This is a genomic window from Roseovarius sp. MMSF_3350, from assembly GCF_030733425.1.
Lineage (GTDB): Bacteria > Pseudomonadota > Alphaproteobacteria > Rhodobacterales > Rhodobacteraceae > Roseovarius.
In genome coordinates this window covers 1-15,851 of record NZ_JASHIZ010000020.1, presented here as the reverse complement: position 1 = coordinate 15,851, position 15,851 = coordinate 1, and the positions used below count along the sequence as shown (strand labels likewise).

16 protein-coding genes are annotated in these 15,851 nt (G+C 66.1%); 7 read left to right on the top strand and 9 right to left on the bottom strand.

The genetic code is table 11. The annotated features are described in order from the left end of the window. Positions 1-2: 2 nt before the first annotated feature. From recJ to RBB31_RS16725, 6 genes are all read right to left on the bottom strand, one after another. A complete protein-coding gene (gene recJ / locus RBB31_RS16750; RefSeq protein ID WP_306130403.1) occupies positions 3-1,745 on the bottom strand; it encodes a single-stranded-DNA-specific exonuclease RecJ in 1,743 nt (580 codons plus the stop codon). Continuing rightward, positions 1,742-2,305, bottom strand: a complete 564-nt coding sequence (locus RBB31_RS16745; RefSeq protein ID WP_306130402.1) for an isochorismatase family protein — start codon at positions 2,303-2,305, stop codon at positions 1,742-1,744. The genes recJ and RBB31_RS16745 overlap by 4 nt, the downstream gene beginning before the upstream one ends. A 5-nt stretch (positions 2,306-2,310) precedes the next feature. Further along, positions 2,311-3,273, bottom strand: coding sequence for a class II fructose-bisphosphatase (gene glpX, locus RBB31_RS16740; RefSeq protein WP_306130401.1), 963 nt, complete (start codon positions 3,271-3,273; stop codon positions 2,311-2,313). A 143-nt stretch (positions 3,274-3,416) separates the two neighbouring features. Further along, the gene (locus RBB31_RS16735; RefSeq protein WP_306130400.1) at positions 3,417-3,992 is read right to left on the bottom strand and encodes a hypothetical protein; all 576 of its coding nucleotides are present in this window, start codon (positions 3,990-3,992) and stop codon (positions 3,417-3,419) included. 4 nt (positions 3,993-3,996) lie between these two features. Then, positions 3,997-5,283 carry a homoserine dehydrogenase gene (locus RBB31_RS16730; RefSeq protein ID WP_306130399.1) on the bottom strand — a complete coding sequence of 429 codons (1,287 nt, stop codon included), beginning with the start codon at positions 5,281-5,283 and terminating at the stop codon, positions 3,997-3,999. A gap of 157 nt (positions 5,284-5,440) precedes the next feature. Continuing rightward, positions 5,441-5,758: a hypothetical protein gene (locus tag RBB31_RS16725; RefSeq protein ID WP_306130398.1), complete on the bottom strand. Its 318-nt coding sequence runs from the start codon at positions 5,756-5,758 to the stop codon at positions 5,441-5,443. Positions 5,759-5,839: 81 nt separating this feature from the next. On the opposite strand from RBB31_RS16725, the gene RBB31_RS16720 reads away from it, so the two are divergent. Both RBB31_RS16720 and RBB31_RS16715 read left to right on the top strand, forming a co-directional pair. Next, positions 5,840-6,430: a TetR/AcrR family transcriptional regulator gene (locus RBB31_RS16720; protein WP_306130397.1), complete on the top strand. Its 591-nt coding sequence runs from the start codon at positions 5,840-5,842 to the stop codon at positions 6,428-6,430. An 81-nt stretch (positions 6,431-6,511) separates the two neighbouring features. Then, complete coding sequence (locus tag RBB31_RS16715) at positions 6,512-7,009, top strand: hypothetical protein (RefSeq protein WP_306130396.1); 498 nt, start codon at positions 6,512-6,514, stop codon at positions 7,007-7,009. On the opposite strand, the gene RBB31_RS16710 is transcribed toward RBB31_RS16715, so the two are convergent. The 3 genes from RBB31_RS16710 to RBB31_RS16700 are packed head-to-tail and all read right to left on the bottom strand — an operon-like array spanning position 7,000 to position 10,000. Next, positions 7,000-7,575 carry a TadE/TadG family type IV pilus assembly protein gene (locus RBB31_RS16710; RefSeq protein WP_306130395.1) on the bottom strand — a complete coding sequence of 192 codons (576 nt, stop codon included), beginning with the start codon at positions 7,573-7,575 and terminating at the stop codon, positions 7,000-7,002. The two genes, RBB31_RS16715 and RBB31_RS16710, sit on opposite strands and share 10 nt — an antisense overlap. A 5-nt stretch (positions 7,576-7,580) precedes the next feature. Then, complete coding sequence (locus tag RBB31_RS16705; RefSeq protein ID WP_306130394.1) at positions 7,581-8,117, bottom strand: TadE/TadG family type IV pilus assembly protein; 537 nt, start codon at positions 8,115-8,117, stop codon at positions 7,581-7,583. Further along, a complete protein-coding gene (locus tag RBB31_RS16700) occupies positions 8,114-10,000 on the bottom strand; it encodes a Tad domain-containing protein (protein ID WP_306130393.1) in 1,887 nt (628 codons plus the stop codon). Before RBB31_RS16700 ends, RBB31_RS16705 begins: the two co-directional genes overlap by 4 nt. A 407-nt stretch (positions 10,001-10,407) precedes the next feature. Between RBB31_RS16700 and RBB31_RS16695 the strand changes: the two genes are divergently transcribed. The 5 genes from RBB31_RS16695 to RBB31_RS16675 all read left to right on the top strand — a co-directional run. Further along, complete coding sequence (locus tag RBB31_RS16695; RefSeq protein WP_306130392.1) at positions 10,408-11,841, top strand: Glu/Leu/Phe/Val dehydrogenase; 1,434 nt, start codon at positions 10,408-10,410, stop codon at positions 11,839-11,841. Between the two features lie 10 nt (positions 11,842-11,851). Continuing rightward, positions 11,852-12,463, top strand: a complete 612-nt coding sequence (locus RBB31_RS16690) for a DUF6151 family protein (protein ID WP_306130391.1) — start codon at positions 11,852-11,854, stop codon at positions 12,461-12,463. Between the two features lie 71 nt (positions 12,464-12,534). After that, on the top strand, positions 12,535-13,788 hold the full coding sequence (locus RBB31_RS16685; RefSeq protein WP_306130390.1) for a sarcosine oxidase subunit beta family protein: 1,254 nt from the start codon (positions 12,535-12,537) through the stop codon (positions 13,786-13,788). Between the two features lie 62 nt (positions 13,789-13,850). Beyond that, positions 13,851-14,114, top strand: a complete 264-nt coding sequence (locus RBB31_RS16680) for a sarcosine oxidase subunit delta (RefSeq protein WP_306130389.1) — start codon at positions 13,851-13,853, stop codon at positions 14,112-14,114. Continuing rightward, positions 14,111-15,851: 2Fe-2S iron-sulfur cluster-binding protein (locus tag RBB31_RS16675; RefSeq protein ID WP_306130388.1), on the top strand; the 1,741-nt coding region annotated here is incomplete at its 3' end. The genes RBB31_RS16680 and RBB31_RS16675, both read left to right, overlap by 4 nt.

Genomic DNA, 15,851 nt, shown 5'->3' with positions numbered 1-15,851 from the left:
GCTCAGGTGGCGGGGGAGGCGTCTTCGAGGCGGAGTTGGACGGTCTGACGCCCGCCCCAGGTGTTGATGTCGAGGCGGCCGGCGAGATGGAACCGCGCGCCGCCGTGCTGTTCCAGCGCCTGGCCAAGGCCGGTGTCGTAGGCGCTGAAGGCGATGGCGTCGAGGCTGGGGCCGGTGCCGTCGCCAAAGCGGATCTTGAGGTGGCTGTCGCCAACGCGTTTGGCGAAGGTGATCCCGATGTCGCAAAACGCATAGCGCGGGGCGGGGGCGCCGGCGCCGAAGGGGCCGGCCTGTTCGATCTGGCCGACGAGTTCCGGCGTGGCCGCGCCGGGCATCAGCAGCCCGTCGAGGGCGAGGTCGGCGGGGCCGGACCGGCCCGCGCCCTGACGTGCGAGAAGGTCGGAGAGGCGCGCCATCGCGGCCTCGAGCTTGTCGCGGGCCACGGTGAGGCCCGCGGCCATCCTGTGCCCGCCGCCCTTGAGCAGAAGGCCCTCGGCGGCGAGGCGCTGGATGGCGTGGCCGAGGTCGACGCCGGAGACCGAGCGGCCCGAGCCCTTGCCCTCGTCACCGTCGAACCCGATGACGATGGCTGGGCGGTTGGTGGCTTCCTTGAGGCGCGAGGCGACGATGCCGACGACGCCGGGATGCCAGCCTTCGCCCGCGGCCCAGACCAGCGGTGCGTCGAGACCGCGCGCCTCGGCCTGGTCGAGCGCGGCGGCGCGGACGGCGGCCTCGACGTCGCGGCGTTCGGTGTTGAGTTCATCCAGCTTCTCGGCCAGCGCCATCGCCTCGGTCGGGTCGTTGCAGGCGAGCAGGCGCGCGCCGAGGTCGGCGCGGCCGACGCGGCCGCCGGCATTGACGCGCGGGCCGAGGACAAAGCCGAGGTGATAGGCGGTGGGTGCGGTATCGAGCCGTGAGACGTCGCCCAGCGCCACGAGGCCGGGACGGTCGCGGCGCGACATGATGGCAAGGCCCGCGCGCACGAAGGCACGGTTAACGTCGCGCAGGGGGGCCACGTCGGCGACGGTGGCCAGCGCCACCAGATCAAGCATCGCCATGAGGTCGGGGCCCTGCCTGCCGGCCTCGCGCAGCTGGCGGCCGGCCTCGACCAGCATGAGAAAAACCACTGCGGCGGCGCAGAGATGCGAAAGGTCGCCGCTTTCGTCCTGGCGGTTGGGGTTCACCACGGCCAAAGCGGGGGGCAGCGTTTCGCCGCCCAGGTGGTGATCGAGCACGACCACATCGGCGGCGGTGGCGGCGGCCAGCGCCTCGTGGCTGAGGGTACCGCAATCGACGCAGAGGATGAGGTTATGCGCGGCGGCCAGTTCGGCCATTGCGGGCGCGTTCGGGCCGTAGCCTTCGTCGATACGATCGGGAACGTAGAGCGTGGCGTCCAGGCCCATCCGGCGCAGCCAGTCGATCAGCAGGGCGGCCGACGCGCCGCCGTCGACATCGTAATCGGCGAAGATCGCGATCTTCTCGCGCCGCTCTACCGCCTGGAGGAACCGCGCGGCGGCGGTTTCCATATCCTTGAGGCTGCGCGGGTCGGGCAGCAGGTCGCGGAGCTTGGGCTCGAGATAGGCGGCGGCGTCGCAGCTGGCTACGCCGAGGCGCGTCAGGGTCTGGCAGAGGGCGCGGGGCAGGGTGGTGTCCTGCACCATCGCCTCGGACAGGCGGTCCGTTTCGGGGGTGGGACCGATCCAGCAGCGCCCTGTGAGGGAGCGCGCGACGCCGAGGTAGCTCATGAAAGGTCGCGCAGGATCGCGGCGACGGAGCGGGCCTGGCAGAACTCGCCATGCAGGTGCGAGACGGCGGTGGCGTGGATCGGCTCGGGGTCCATCGGCGACAGATCGGGGTTCCAGCCGGTGTCGGCGGAAAAGGAGAAGGCGGCACAGGCGTCGTGCGCCAGCGTCACGTCATAGCCGATATTGTCGGCCCAGCGGACATTGGTCGAGACGCAATGCGGCGTGGTCAGGCCGCACATCACCAGTTCGGTCGCGCCGAGATATTGCAGGTGCGCATTCAGCGCGGGATCGACGAAGGCGGAGTTGGTGGATTTCTCGAACACCGGCTCGCCGGTCAGCGGCATCATCTGCGGCTTGAACTCGCATCCGCCGGAATCGGGGTGGATGGGGCTGCCGATGACCTTGCTGAGATGCAGGACGTGGCAAATGGGGCCGCCACGCTCGCGCCATGCCGACAGCAGTTGCGCCGCGCGATCCTCGGCCTCGGGGTTGTTGCGCGCGCCCCAGAAATCGGCCTCGAAGCCGGTTTGGTAGTCGATAAGGACAAGGGCAGGTAACATCGGGTTCAAATCGGGTGGCGGCAGGTCATGATGCGGCGTTCTCCTGTAGAGGAACGCAGAAGGAGCGTTTGGGTTTCGATATTGTCGCCATGCGGCCTGAGCCCGGCGACGAGCGAGCCTTGCGTCACGCCGGTGACGGCGAAGATCACGTCGGACGACACCATCTCGTCGCGGGTGTAGACGCGGTCGAAATCGGTGATGCCGGCCTTTTCGGCGCGGCCCCGCTCGTCATCGTTGCGGAAGAGCAGTCGGCCCCAAATCTGGCCGCCGAGGCACTTGAGTGCGCCCGCCGCCAGCACGCCTTCGGGCGCGCCGCCGGAGCCCATGTACATGTCGATGCCTGTCGCCTCGGGATCGGCACAGTGCATGACGCCGGCCACGTCGCCGTCGCCGATCAGGTATATCGCCGCGCCGGTGGCACGCAGTTCGGCGATCATCGCCTCGTGCCGGGGTCGTTCAAGCACGCAGACGGTTATGTCCGAGGGGTCGACGCCCCTGGCCTTGGCAAGGGCCTGAACGCGTTCGGTGGGGGACATGTCGAGCGACACCACGCCTTCGGGATAGCCCGGGCCGACGGCCAGCTTGTCCATGTAGACGTCGGGCGCGTGCAGCATGGTCCCGCGGGGCGCCATCGAGATGACGGTGAGGGCGTTGGGCATGGCCTTGGCGGTGATGGTGGTGCCTTCGAGCGGGTCGAGCGCGATGTCGACCTCTGGGCCTTGGCCGGTGCCCACTTCCTCGCCGATGTAGAGCATCGGGGCCTCGTCACGCTCGCCTTCGCCGATCACGACGGTGCCGGCGATGTCCATCGCTCCCAGTTCCTGGCGCATGGCGTTCACGGCGGCCTGGTCGGCGGCCTTCTCATCGCCGCGGCCAATGAGCGGGCGGCAGGCCAGGGCGGCCTGTTCGGAGACACGGGCGAGGGCGAGCGAGAGGAGGGCGTCATTGAAGGGAGCGGGACTGGACATCTGGGAGCGGCCTTGGTTGGACATGGTCGAGGGTTGTCTAAAGCGTCCGACGACAAACATGAAGCCCAGATTTCCCGTAACCGCGACAGAGCGCCGACATGCGCGCCGCGCTCATGCCCTGTTCGTGCCCTGCTTGCGGCCGCTTACGAGAAGATGCAGTGGCGCAGGTAGGCGGCAAACCGTCCGGTCCATCGTGGCGCTGTCAGTGCGTCCGTACAGGCATGCATGCGTTGCGTGCCGCTGTCGAACGGAGCGGGAAGCAGATGCAGGTAATCCGCCCCTTCGCCGGGGCGATTGCGCACGTAGAAGAGACCGCGCAGACGCTCTTCGATGAAGTCTTCGGCGGTGTGGTAGCGGGTAAGGACGGAGCCGTCCAGCGCCGCGCCGTCGTAGACCAGGAAGCCCGAGGGCAGTTGATCGATCACTTCGCCCTTGTAGGCGTCCCGGTCGGTGCCGTCACAGCGGCGCAGCGCGGCCAGATCCATATCGAGAAAGACGAAACCATTCTGCTGTGCCAGGAGAAAGTCGCCCAGCCCGCGGCGCGCCGCCGCGCTGTCCGCGGCGGTGCATCCGGCCATCGTCATGAGGTGGATCGGCGCGACGCGGCGCGCAACGAAGATCTCGAATAGGGCGAAGAGCGTCGCGACGACCGCCAGGGCCTCGAAGACCAAGGTCAGCCAGCGGCGCAGGCGTGACCTTGCAACCGGTCCGGCCTGCACCGGTTCAGACGCTTTCGATGCGCAGGGCGACGGGGGCCGCGGCGACGACATCGATCTGGCCCAGAGCCTCGAGCGCGGAGGCGAGGGCGGAGGGCGCAGTCTTGTGCGTGACGATGAGAACCGGCGCTGTGGCCTCTTCGTGGCGGTACTGGCGCATCCGGTCGATGGAAACGCCGGCGTTGCCGAGGATCGTCGCCACCTTGGCCAGCGCGCCGGGTTTGTCGTGCAGCGCCATGCGCAGGTAGTAGGGCACCGCCGCAGCCTCGGACGCGCGGGCGGGTGTCTCTAGGTCGGTGGCGGGAATGCCGAAGGTGGGGATGCGCAGGCCGCGGGCGATGTCCATCACGTCGCCCATCACCGCGCTGGCGGTGGGGCCCATGCCGGCGCCGGGACCGCGCAGGACGATCTGTTCCACCGCGTCGCCTTCGAGTACGACCATGTTGGTGCCGCCCTCGAGTTGGCCCAGGGGCGAATTCTTGGGTACGAGGCAGGGCGACATGCGCTGTTCCAGCCCACGGCCGGTCATCCGTGCGACGCCCAGGAGTTTGATGCGATAGCCCATGTCGGCGGCCTGCTTGATGTCGGCGATGGTGATGTTCTGGATGCCCTCGAGGCTGATCGCGTCGAAATCCACCTGCGTGCCGAAGGCGATGGCGGCGAGGATCGCTAGCTTGTGACCGGCGTCGATGCCGCCGACGTCGAGATTGGGGTCGGCCTCGAGATAGCCCAGCTGGTTGGCCTCCTCGAAGACCTCGTCATAGGGCAGGCCGGCTGATTGCATCCGTGTCAGGATATAGTTGCAGGTGCCGTTCATAACGCCCATGACGCGGGTGATCTCGTTGCCGGCCAACCCCTCGGTCAGCGCCTTGATGACCGGGATGCCGCCCGCGACGGCGGCCTCGAAGCGCAGCGTGCGGCCGGCGGCCTCGGCCCGTTCGGCGAGGGCCTGGCCGTGGACGGCCAGCATCGCCTTGTTGGCGGTGACCACGTCCTTGCCGGCGTCGAGGGCGGCCTCGGTCGCGGCCTTGGCGGGGCCGTCGGAGCCCCCCATGAGTTCGACGAAGACATCGACGTCGTCGCGGGTGGCCAGCGCCACCGGGTCATCCTCCCAGGCGTAGCCGGAGAGGGACACGCCGCGGTCCTTGTCGCGGGTCCGGGCGGAGACGGCCGAGATCTCGATCGTACGGCCGGTGCGCGCGGCCAGCAGGTTGGCCTTCTGGCGGACGATCTTGACGACGCCGGTGCCGACGGTGCCGAGCCCGGCGATCCCGAGGCGAAGGGGGGTGGTCATGGGCAGTTCCTTGAGACTTTGTCGAGGCGGGTTGGCCGGGGTTTAGCCGGTTGCGACAGGCCTTGCAACGCGGGTTTTACGGTGGCCGGGGGCGTTTTCTTGGAAAGAAAACGGAACGAAATCCATGATGGATTTCGGGCGCGCGGGGTGGCGGGCGTTATTGCGACACGTCGATGGTGATCTTTCGGTCGAGCCGGGCGCGCGAGGCGCCGTCGATTACCGAGCCGCGCAAGCGGGCGGCACGAGCGCGCAGGGCGGCCACGCGGGCCTCGAGCGACGGGGCCGTCCGATCGGTCACGCGTGGTTCGGCCACCCGCGCGCGCAGGTCCTCGACCGGTAGAAGGGCGGGGTAGGGTGCGTTGCGCGTTTCGCGCGACGTGGCGCCATCCAGTTCGGGGAACTGGGTGCAGGCCGACAGCGCGAAGGCTAGTGCGAGGGCCGGAAGGCGGCGTATGAGGCGGCGCGGGCATGTCATGGTGCGTCTCTCTTGCCACTGATCGCGGTCGGCAGGCAAGCGGGGCTTTTATCTGAACGATCGTTCAGTTATTCATATCGCATGGCACGCACACAAGGTTCGCATTCCGAAATCACCGGCCCGCGGGTGCGCGAGGCCGCGATGCGGCTGTTCGCGCAGCACGGTTTCGCTGCCGTGTCCATGCGGCAGATCGCGACCGAGGTGGGCGTGCAGGCCGGCGCGCTGTACAACTACACCCCCGACAAGCAATCGCTGCTTTTCGATTTGATGCGCGAGCACATGGACGCGTTGCTGGAGGCCTGGCAGACCGAGGACCCCGGCGGGGCGGACGCCCGCGCCCGGCTGGAGGCGTTCACGCGGTTCCACATCCGGTTCAACACGCGGCGGGCCGACGCGGTTTTCGTGTCCTACATGGAACTGCGCAATCTGACGGAAGAGAACTTTGCCGCCGTCACCGAACTGCGCCGGGTCTACGAAACCCGGCTGGAGGAGATCCTGCGCGCCGGGCAGGACGCGGGGATCTTTACCCTGGCCGAGCCACGGATTACGGCGATGGCGGTCATCGCGTTGCTGACCGGGGTCAATACCTGGTACCGCGATGCGGGGCGGCTGAACCTCGACGAGGTCGAGACGCTGTATTGGGACATGGTGCGCCGGCTGGTGGAGGGATAGAGGGCATCTTTTCGCTCTCGCGCCGGGGGCGCAATCGGGCTATCAGGCCGGCATCCGAACGCGACGGGGAGACGGGCGGCGATGGGCGACGACGACGAGGTACTGGCGGTCATGCAGGCATCGACCGGGCGGCGCATCCTGGGCGTGGGCTGTCTGGGCCTTCTGGGCGCGGTGCTGATCTGGATCGGGCTGACGCGCAGCTTCGACGCGCTGGGCTGGCAGCTGTTCCTGGTCGTGCTGGGCGCGGCGGCGGTCTGGATGGGCGATGCGATGCGCCGCGCCACGGCGCAGAAGATCGAACTGACGCGGGCGGCGGTGCGCAGCAGCGACGGCGAGGTCATCGTGGGAATCTCGGATATCGATACGATGGACCGGGGCCTTTTCGCCTTCAAGCCGTCGAACGGCTTTCTGATCAAGGCGAAAACGAAAGCCCCGACGCGGTGGCGGCCGGGTCTGTGGTGGCGGATGGGCCGCCGCATCGGGCTGGGCGGGGTCACGCCCGGGCATCAGTCCAAGATGATGGCCGAGATGATCGCCGCCCTGATGGCAGACCGCGCAGGAGGCGCGGATCAGTTCTGAAGCCCGCAAAGTCCTTCGTAGCATATTTGGGGCGCGAAGCGGATCGCGCTGAAAACCCGCGTGCCGATGGTCACGTCGTCGAGTCCGACATTGAAGAGTGGCTGGTAGGACGAGGTGGATTCGACCAGGATGATCTCTTCGCCGTCGGCAACGTCGGGCAGGGTCTCGTGCGAGTCCTTGACCTGCGCGCTGGTCAGCTTGACCATGGGCCCGGTGCCGCGCACCTCGGACCAGACGATGCCGTATTCATCATCGTCGGCATCGTAGGACACGACCGAGACGCGGATCTGGTTGACGCCGTCGTCGTTTGTGATCTCGTCGAACAGGATCTTGGCATTGTCGAGATAAATTGAGGTCAGGCCCGCCGCTCGGGTCTCGCGCGAAATCATGTCCGCGATGGTGAACGTGCCCTTTTCGCGGACGCTCTTGTAGCGGTGGATCTCGAAGAAGTCGAAGGTGGCGGCCATGCTCCAGAAGAGCAGCGGCAGCGACAGCACGGCCTCGACCGTGAGCGAGCCGCGCGTTCCTTCGATAAAGCTGCGCAGGGAAACTTTGAGTCGGGCCATCAGCATCAGTTCGGCTCCTGTACGAAAGCGGTCATGGAAACGATCGAGGCTTCGCCGCTGCCATCCTTCTCGAGCGCGGAGCCGAGGACTTCCTTCGGAAAGAAGGGCTCGTACTTGTAACAGGCGCGCATCAGCATCAGCTGGTTGGCGACACCGGGGGTGAAGGAGCGCACGGGCTTCGCCGGTTCGGCCTTGTCGGTGCAGTCGGCGGTGGTGTCCAGGGTCTGCAGGGCGAAGATGTTGGCCGGGCGCATTTCCAGACGCAGCTTTTCCTTGCAGTTCAGGACCATTATCGCGTTGTCGCAGACGAGATCCTTGATGTCGTCGTGCTGGGGCGCCGTGCCGGTGCCAAGGCGTACCTCGCGCACCGCGATGTCCAGGCCGCGTTCCAGCAGGGTGTGGCGCATGGTCACGAAACCCAGCTCGATCGACATAAGCATGAACGAGAGGTAGACTGGGAAGATGATGACGAACTCGACCGATGCCGAGCCGCCCTCATCCCATATCAGGCGACGGAACGCGTCTTTGAGCCTGGTGATCATTGTGTCAGCCTCAGAGCTTGGACGTTGCCGGCGATGGAGCCGAAGGCGTCGGAGATATCGAGCCCGTCCACGCTGTAGTAGTAGGCCGTGCTCTTTTCGATGGGGTCATAGCCAGTGGCACATTTCTTCAGCGACGTTTCGGCGGTGCCGTTCTTGGGCACTTCGTAGCCGATGGTATAAATGACCACGCCGTTGTTCTTGGCCGCGCCGCAGACATTGTCCATGCGGGTGTTCTTCTGCGAGCCGGAGACGTTGGAGTCCATGTTCTCGTATTCGTAATAGGCGTCGTAGATGCCGGTGATGTCGCCGTATTCGCGCGGTGACATCATGCCCCACGCCTCTTCCCATGAGTAGCGTTCGCGCAGGATGAAGCCGGGCTCCTCATCAAGGTCGACGAAATCGATCCCGTTCATCCACTCGCCCTCGTCGATGTTGTAGTACATATAGTCGTCCATCATCGCGTCCCAGAGCGAATCCTCTATGGTGCTGCAGTTGTGGTTGTCCCAGTCCGCCGGGTAGTCTTCCGGCGGAACGGATCCCTCACTGCCGTAGCCTTCGCCGACCAAGGCGGCGCACGTAGTCGCGCTTACGGTGTTGCCGAGCGACGCCACGACGCTTGCAACCGTCGTCAGCAGGCCGGGGCCGTAGGTGTATTCCGGGTCGCGCATGAAGTAGTTGGCCTTGGTCACGCTTTCGTATTCGCAGTCGGCATACCACTCGCTACAGCGCCATTCGTTGCTCGAGCCATACCAGCGGTAGTTCGAGTTATAGATGTAGTAGGCGTACTTGAACTGCTGGTCGGCGTACTCGGTGTAGAACAGGTCCGAATTCTCGCCGCGATACTGACTGTCCTCGGGGAAGAAGTACGTGGTTGTGTTCTCGCCGTCGCCCATCATCACGATGATCTTCATCGTTTCGCTGTCCGAGTAGTCGACGGGCACGATGGTGCCGGTCACGTCTCGGAAGGAGGGATCAAGCAGGGCCGCGCCCCATTTCACGCCCAGCGAGCCGGTGGTGTTGCCGTCGGCGATCATGCTGTCGATTTTGGCGTGCAGGTCGGCCTCGGAGGACGAGAACTGCATGATGCGGTAGCCGTCCTCGGTATAGCATGAGCGCCAGGGCTGGTTCAGCGCGTCGAATTTGCCGTAGCGCGAGGTATAGATCGCCTGTTCCAACGGGATCAGCGAGATGTCGTTCGCGGCGGCGGCATCGGTGGCCAGCGCGGTGCTGTTGTAGTCGTCGTCGTCAAAGACCAGGCAATTGGAATATCGGTGCTGTTCGTCGACCAGCAGGGCGTCGTAGATTTCCTGGCTGGGAGCAACAGAGGTCGAGAAGGGCACGATCGAGATCGTGGCGTTGCCGGGATCGGCCGAATCGATGATCGTGGTGACGAACTCTTTGGCGGCCTTTTGCAGGTTCTCCATCTTGGTCTTGCGGTTGGTGCCGTTCTCGTTCATCGAGTTGGACACGTCGAGGACCAGAGCGATTTCCAGCTTCGGCACACGCGTCTGGGCGGTGGCCCGCGCGGCCGCCGACAGCTGCTCGACGCCGGACAGTTTCATCAGGTAGGTGTCCATGTCGAGCTTGGCGCTGGCGCTCACGTAGGTCGCGTTGAGGCCGATGTCGATGTCTTCCTCGCGGATGGCGTTGAGATATTCCGCCATGCCCGATTTGGCGAAGTAATCCTCGACCACGTGCTTGGCATCTTCGTCGGAGGAGGCGCCGGCCCCCGCCAGAACGGCGGAGTCGAGCGTCGCCTGCAGGTGGGCGCGGTGCATCTCGTGGCGCATCGAATCGATGCCGAGGCCGGCCATCACCAGCATGAAGATGAAGATGAAGAGCGTGAGGATGATCAACGACCCGTCCTCGTCTTTGCGGAACATCGAAAGGCGGCGGCGCGCCGTAGTGTATGCTGGCAGGCAAGTGCGTAGCGACGACCGGATTTCAAATCTCGACACGTTCATTTCTTTAATACCTCTTTGGACGTTCCCGCCCCCAGGAACGGATTCAATCCCGGATGTTATCGGGAAGCCTTATGGTCAAAATATGGCGAAACCGGGAAGAAATTGGCCGTATTGACGACGGAAAAGGGATAAATCTTTCAAATATTCCCGACTGTTACGAAACGATTAACAAAGACCTGTTTTTCGCTCTGGCGGTGCATCGTGGCGGCGGCCGGGACCCGGCGGGCATCTATGGTGGACAATCGGGACACTTCCCTTAACCATTGCGACATGCATGGGGGCTATGGGGAGTCGTGCCACATGCGCCAGAAGAGGGAGACCCGACCATGAATGCACCGATCAAGGAGCCGACATTCCGCGAAAGCGTGGACCTGATGTTCAACCGCGCGGTATCGCTGATGGACCTGCCGCCGGGACTGGAGGAGAAGATCCGGGTCTGCAACGCGACCTACACGGTACGCTTCGGAGTGCGTCTGCGCGGTCAGATCCACACGTTCACCGGCTATCGCAGCGTGCATTCCGAGCACATGGAGCCCGTGAAGGGCGGCATCCGCTATTCCATGGCGGTGAACCAGGACGAGGTCGAGGCGCTGGCCGCACTGATGACCTACAAGTGCGCGCTGGTCGAGGCGCCGTTCGGCGGCTCGAAGGGGGGCTTGTGCCTCGATCCGCTGGAATGGGACGAGCATGAGCTGGAACTGATCACACGGCGGTTTGCCTATGAACTGGCCAAGCGCGACCTGATCCACCCGGCGCAGAACGTGCCCGCCCCGGACATGGGCACGGGCGAACGCGAGATGGCCTGGATCGCCGACCAGTACCGCCGGATGAACACCACCGACATCAACGCGCGGGCCTGCGTGACCGGCAAGCCGGTGCATTCGGGGGGCATCCAGGGCCGGACCGAGGCGACGGGACGTGGCGTGCAATACGCGTTGCAGGAGTTCTTCCGCCATCCCGAGGACATCAAGGCGGCCGGGCTGAGCGGCACGCTGGATGGCAAGCGCGTGATCGTGCAGGGCCTGGGCAACGTCGGCTATCACGCGGCCAAGTTCCTGTCCGAGGAGGACGGCTGCAAGGTGATCGCCGTGATCGAACGCGACGGCGGCCTTTTCGACGAGAACGGGCTGAACATCGACGAGTTGCGCAACTGGATCGCCAAACATGGCGGCGTCGACGGGTATCCGTCGGGCAACTACATCAAGGACGGCGCCAAGTATCTGGAGCACGAGTGCGACATCCTTATCCCGGCCGCGATGGAAGGGGTGATCAACCTCGGCAATGCCGACCGGATCAAGGCGCCGCTGATCATCGAGGCCGCCAATGGCCCGGTGACCGCGGGCGCCGACGAGACCCTTCGCGGCAAGGGCACGGTGATCATTCCCGACATGTACGCCAACGCGGGCGGTGTGACGGTGTCGTATTTCGAGTGGGTCAAGAACCTGAGCCACATCCGGTTCGGCCGGATGGGGCGCCGGCAGGAGGAGGCGCGGCACGAGCTGATCGTGCGCGAGCTGAGCCGGTTGGACGATCACCTTGAAGGCGCGTGGTCGATGACGCCGGACTTCAAGCAGAAGTACCTGCGCGGCGCGGGCGAGCTGGAACTGGTACGCTCGGGCCTCGACGACACGATGCGCGCGGCCTACCAGGCGATGCGCGAAACCTGGCACGGCCGCGAAGACGTGACCGACCTGCGTACTGCGGCTTATCTGGTGTCGATCGGCAAGGTCGCAACCAGTTATCGCGCCGCGGGCCTCTAGGCGCAAGCAGGTGGCCGCGACGGTGCGGAAGACCTGCCGCTGCGGCGCGGTCGAGGTGATGCTGGCTGTGCCCGCCCGTGGGGCGGGCACGCGCGTAACGTGCTATTGCAACGACTGCCAGACCGCGGCGGGCCTGTTCGGTCATTCGGACGAATTCTTGTCGCCCGGCGGCGGCAGCGAGATCTGGCAGACGACGCCCGACCGGCTGACGCTGACGGCCGGGGCGGAGCACCTGGAGATCCTGCGCCTGTCGCCCAGGGGCCTTTACCGCTGGCACGCGCGCTGCTGCGGCACGCCCATGTTCAACACCATGTCGCGGGTGCACTTGCCTTTTGTGGGCGTGGTTCTGCGGCAGGATGAGTTGGCGGGCCCGGCAGCCGGGTTGGGAGCGTCGCGCTGCCGCGCCTTTACCAAATACGCGAAGCCGGAGCCGGGCGCGCCCGTGGCCGATTGCGGCTTTGCCGGTGCGGGCCTTCAGGTTCTGCGCAGAATGGCGGGCGCGTGGATTGGCGGGCGCGCAACGTCGAACGCCCTTCTGGGGGACGACGGCGCACCGGTCGCGCCAGTGACGGTCATCCCGCTGGAACAGCGACAGGCGGCGGTGCCGGCGCATTTGCGATAGGGCGCGGAGCCCGTTGCACTCGCGGGCGGAAGTTGCTTCACTCTGCCCAAGGTCGATGGAGAAATCACACCATGCGTTTTTCGGGGCTGCGCGTCCTCAGGGAAGGCCTGACCGGCAATCGCGGCTGGCAGGCGCATTGGCGCGATGCCAGCCCGAAGGATGCCTATGACGTGGTGATCATCGGGGGTGGCGGACACGGGCTGGCTACCGCCTATTACCTGGCGCGCGAGCACGGGATCACCAATGTCGCGGTGCTGGAGAAAGGGTACCTAGGCGGCGGCAACGTGGGGCGCAACACCACCATCGTGCGGGCGAATTATTTCCTGCCCGGCAACTCGGAATTCTACAGCCATTCGCTGAAGCTTTGGGAAGGGTTGGAGCAGGAGCTGAACTACAACGTGATGCATTCGCAGCGCGGGCAGATCGTACTGTTTCATTCCGACGGACAGCGCGACGCGGCGATCCGCCGGGGCAACGCGATGCGCAACCAGGGCGACGACGCGGAACTGCTGAGCGTGGCGCGATTGAAGAAGGTGTTGCCGTACCTGGATTACGAGCAGGCACGGTTTCCCATCTATGGAGGGCTGTTGCAACGGCGCGCGGGCACGGCGCGGCATGATGCGGTGGCTTGGGGCTATGCCCGCGGGGCGAGCGAGCGGGGCGTGGATCTGATCCAGAACTGCGATGTGACGGGGATCGACATCGAGGGTGGCGCGGTCAAGGGGGTGCAAACCTCGCGCGGTGTGATCCGAGCCAAGAAGGTCGCGGTGATCGTTGCAGGCCGGTCGAGCCAGGTGGCGGCGATGGCCGGGATGCGCCTGCCGATCGAAAGCCACGTGTTGCAGGCCTTTGTGACCGAAGGGTTGAAGCCCTGCATCGACCACGTGGTCAGTTTCGGCATGGGGCATTTCTATATCAGCCAGTCCGACAAGGGCGGGCTGGTCTTTGGCGGCGACCTCGACATGTATGCCAGCTATGCCGCGCGGGGGAACCTGCCGCTGGTGGAGCATGTAATGGAGGCGGGCATGACCCTGATGCCTATGATCGGACAGGCCAAGGTCCTTCGGTCATGGGGCGGAATCATGGACATGAGCCCGGATGGCAGCCCGATCATCGACAAGTCGCCGGTAGAGGGGCTCTACCTCAATTGCGGCTGGTGCTATGGCGGGTTCAAGGCGGTGCCCGGCTCTGGGCATTGCATGGCGCATCTGCTGGCGACGGACCGCCCGCACGCGGCGGCGGCACGGTTGCGGCTGGACAGGTTCCGCACCGGGCGCGGATTGATGGACGAGGAGGGGACCGGTGCGCAGCATAACCTGCATTGAGGCGCTCGTGGCGGAGTTCGGGCCATGAGTATTTCTGGCAAGAAGAAGCCGGGGGAGGCGGCATGAGGCTGCCCTGTCCGATCTGCGGCGAGCGCGATCGCCGGGAATTCTACTATGCCGGGCACGCGGTGGCGCTGGAACGGCCCTGCGAGGACGCAGGTGCCGAGGCGTGGGACGACTACGTGCACAACCGAGAGAACCCTTGTGGCGAGACGCGGGACCTGTGGTTTCACGAGAGCGGCTGCGGCGCGTGGATCGTGGTGACGCGGGACACCTCGAGCCATGCGGTTCTGAGCGCGGTGCTGGCGGAAGAGGCGGCGCGATGAGGCTGGACGGCGATGGGCTGATCGACCGGTCGCGGCGACTGGCCTTTACCTTCGATGGGCGGCAGCACCTTGGGTTCGAGGGCGACACGCTGGCCTCGGCGCTGATGGGCGCGGATGTGCGGGTGGTGGCGCGGTCGTTCAAGTATCACCGGCCGCGGGGCATTTTCACTGCGGGCAGCGAGGAGCCTAATGCGCTGGTCACCCTGGGGCATGGCGCGGGGAAGGAGCCCAATGCGCGGGCCACGATGGTGGAACTGCACGAGGGGCTGGAGGCGTTCGGGCAGAACGCGTGGCCGTCGGTGGCGTTCGACCTGATGGCCGTGAACGACCTCGGCGCGCCATTTTTGGGGGCGGGCTTCTACTACAAGACCTTCATGTGGCCGAAGGCTTTCTGGGAAAAGCTTTACGAGCCGGTCATTCGCCGGGCGGCCGGGCTGGGCACCCTGTCGCGCGCGGTGGGTCCGGAGCAGTGGGAGCGGGCCTTTGCGCATTGCGACGTGTTGGTGATCGGTGCCGGTCCGGCAGGGCTGATGGCGGCATGGACGGCGGCAGAGGCCGGGGCGGATGTGATCCTGGCCGACGAGGACACGCGTCTGGGAGGCCGGCTGAATGCCGAGGTCGAGGAGGTGGACGGGCAGGCAGGCGCCGCCTGGGCCGACGTGATGCGAGGGCGGCTGGCGGCGATGGAGAATGTTCGGGTGATGACGCGCACCGCCGTGGTGGGGGCCTATGACCAGGGCACATACGGTGCGCTGGAGCGGCTGGCTCCCGAAGCGGGTCGCGCCTTAAAGGGATGTTTCTGGCGGATCGTCGCGAAACGCGCGGTGCTGGCGGCGGGGGCGATCGAACGGCCCGTGGCCTTTGCCAGCAATGATCGGCCCGGCGTGATGATGGCGGGGGCGCTCAGGGCCTATGTGAACCGCTGGCGGGTCTGCCCCGGACCCCGCGTGGCGGTTTTTGCCAACAGCGACGCCGGACACCGGACGGTGCGGGACTTGCAGGCGGCGAGGGTGCATGTGGCGGCGTTGATCGACGCGCGGCCGGATGCGGTCTGTGACCTTGATGTGCCGTTCTACGCGGGCGCGCAGGTCTGCGGCACCGGCGGTCGCAAGGCGTTGGAGGCGGTGAGCTTTCGTCAGGGCGAGTGTATCGAGACGGTGCAGGCCGACGTGCTGGCCATGTCGGGCGGGTGGAACCCGAGCGTGCATTTGAGCTGTCACATGAGCGGGCGGCCCGTTTGGGACAAAGGGCTGGCCGCTTTCCTGCCAAAAGAGGGCGCGGTGCCGGGGATGCGCTATGCCGGGGCGGCGATGGGCGTCTTCTCGACCCGCGGATGTCTGGAAAGCGGTGCTGCGGCGGGCACGGCGGTGGCGGAGGACCTTGGGCTGAGCGTAGTCGACGCGCCTGTGCCAAGAGCGGAAGACGGGGCCTACGAGATAACGCCGCTGTGGCATGTGCCGGGCAAGGGGCGGGCGTGGCTGGACTTTCAGAATGACGTGACGGTGAAGGATGTGAGGCTGGCCGCGCAGGAAAATTTCACATCGGTCGAGCACATGAAGCGTTACACCACACAGGGCATGGCGCCGGACCAGGGCAAGAACAGCAACATTGCGGCGTTGGCCGTGCTGGCCGATGCCTCCGGGCGCGGGATCGCCGAGACCGGGACCACCACCTATCGCCCGCCTTACGTTCCGGTGCCGATCGCGGCGATGGGGGCAGGGGCGCGGGGCAAGGGGT

Excerpts from the sequence above, each read along its gene's own strand:
- RBB31_RS16710 (WP_306130395.1), bottom strand. The coding sequence starts at position 7,575 with ATGGCCCGACTCAAAGTTTCCCTGCGCAGCTTTATCGAAGGAACGCGC.
- RBB31_RS16685 (WP_306130390.1), top strand. The coding sequence starts at position 12,535 with ATGCGTTTTTCGGGGCTGCGCGTCCTCAGGGAAGGCCTGACCGGCAAT.
- RBB31_RS16720 (WP_306130397.1), top strand. The coding sequence starts at position 5,840 with ATGGCACGCACACAAGGTTCGCATTCCGAAATCACCGGCCCGCGGGTG.
- RBB31_RS16700 (WP_306130393.1), bottom strand. The coding sequence starts at position 10,000 with ATGTTCCGCAAAGACGAGGACGGGTCGTTGATCATCCTCACGCTCTTC.
- RBB31_RS16745 (WP_306130402.1), bottom strand. The coding sequence starts at position 2,305 with ATGTTACCTGCCCTTGTCCTTATCGACTACCAAACCGGCTTCGAGGCC.
- RBB31_RS16705 (WP_306130394.1), bottom strand. The coding sequence starts at position 8,117 with ATGATCACCAGGCTCAAAGACGCGTTCCGTCGCCTGATATGGGATGAG.
- RBB31_RS16680 (WP_306130389.1), top strand. The coding sequence starts at position 13,851 with ATGAGGCTGCCCTGTCCGATCTGCGGCGAGCGCGATCGCCGGGAATTC.
- recJ (WP_306130403.1), bottom strand. The coding sequence starts at position 1,745 with ATGAGCTACCTCGGCGTCGCGCGCTCCCTCACAGGGCGCTGCTGGATC.
- RBB31_RS16715 (WP_306130396.1), top strand. The coding sequence starts at position 6,512 with ATGGGCGACGACGACGAGGTACTGGCGGTCATGCAGGCATCGACCGGG.
- RBB31_RS16725 (WP_306130398.1), bottom strand. The coding sequence starts at position 5,758 with ATGACATGCCCGCGCCGCCTCATACGCCGCCTTCCGGCCCTCGCACTA.
- RBB31_RS16730 (WP_306130399.1), bottom strand. The coding sequence starts at position 5,283 with ATGACCACCCCCCTTCGCCTCGGGATCGCCGGGCTCGGCACCGTCGGC.
- RBB31_RS16695 (WP_306130392.1), top strand. The coding sequence starts at position 10,408 with ATGAATGCACCGATCAAGGAGCCGACATTCCGCGAAAGCGTGGACCTG.
- glpX (WP_306130401.1), bottom strand. The coding sequence starts at position 3,273 with ATGTCCAGTCCCGCTCCCTTCAATGACGCCCTCCTCTCGCTCGCCCTC.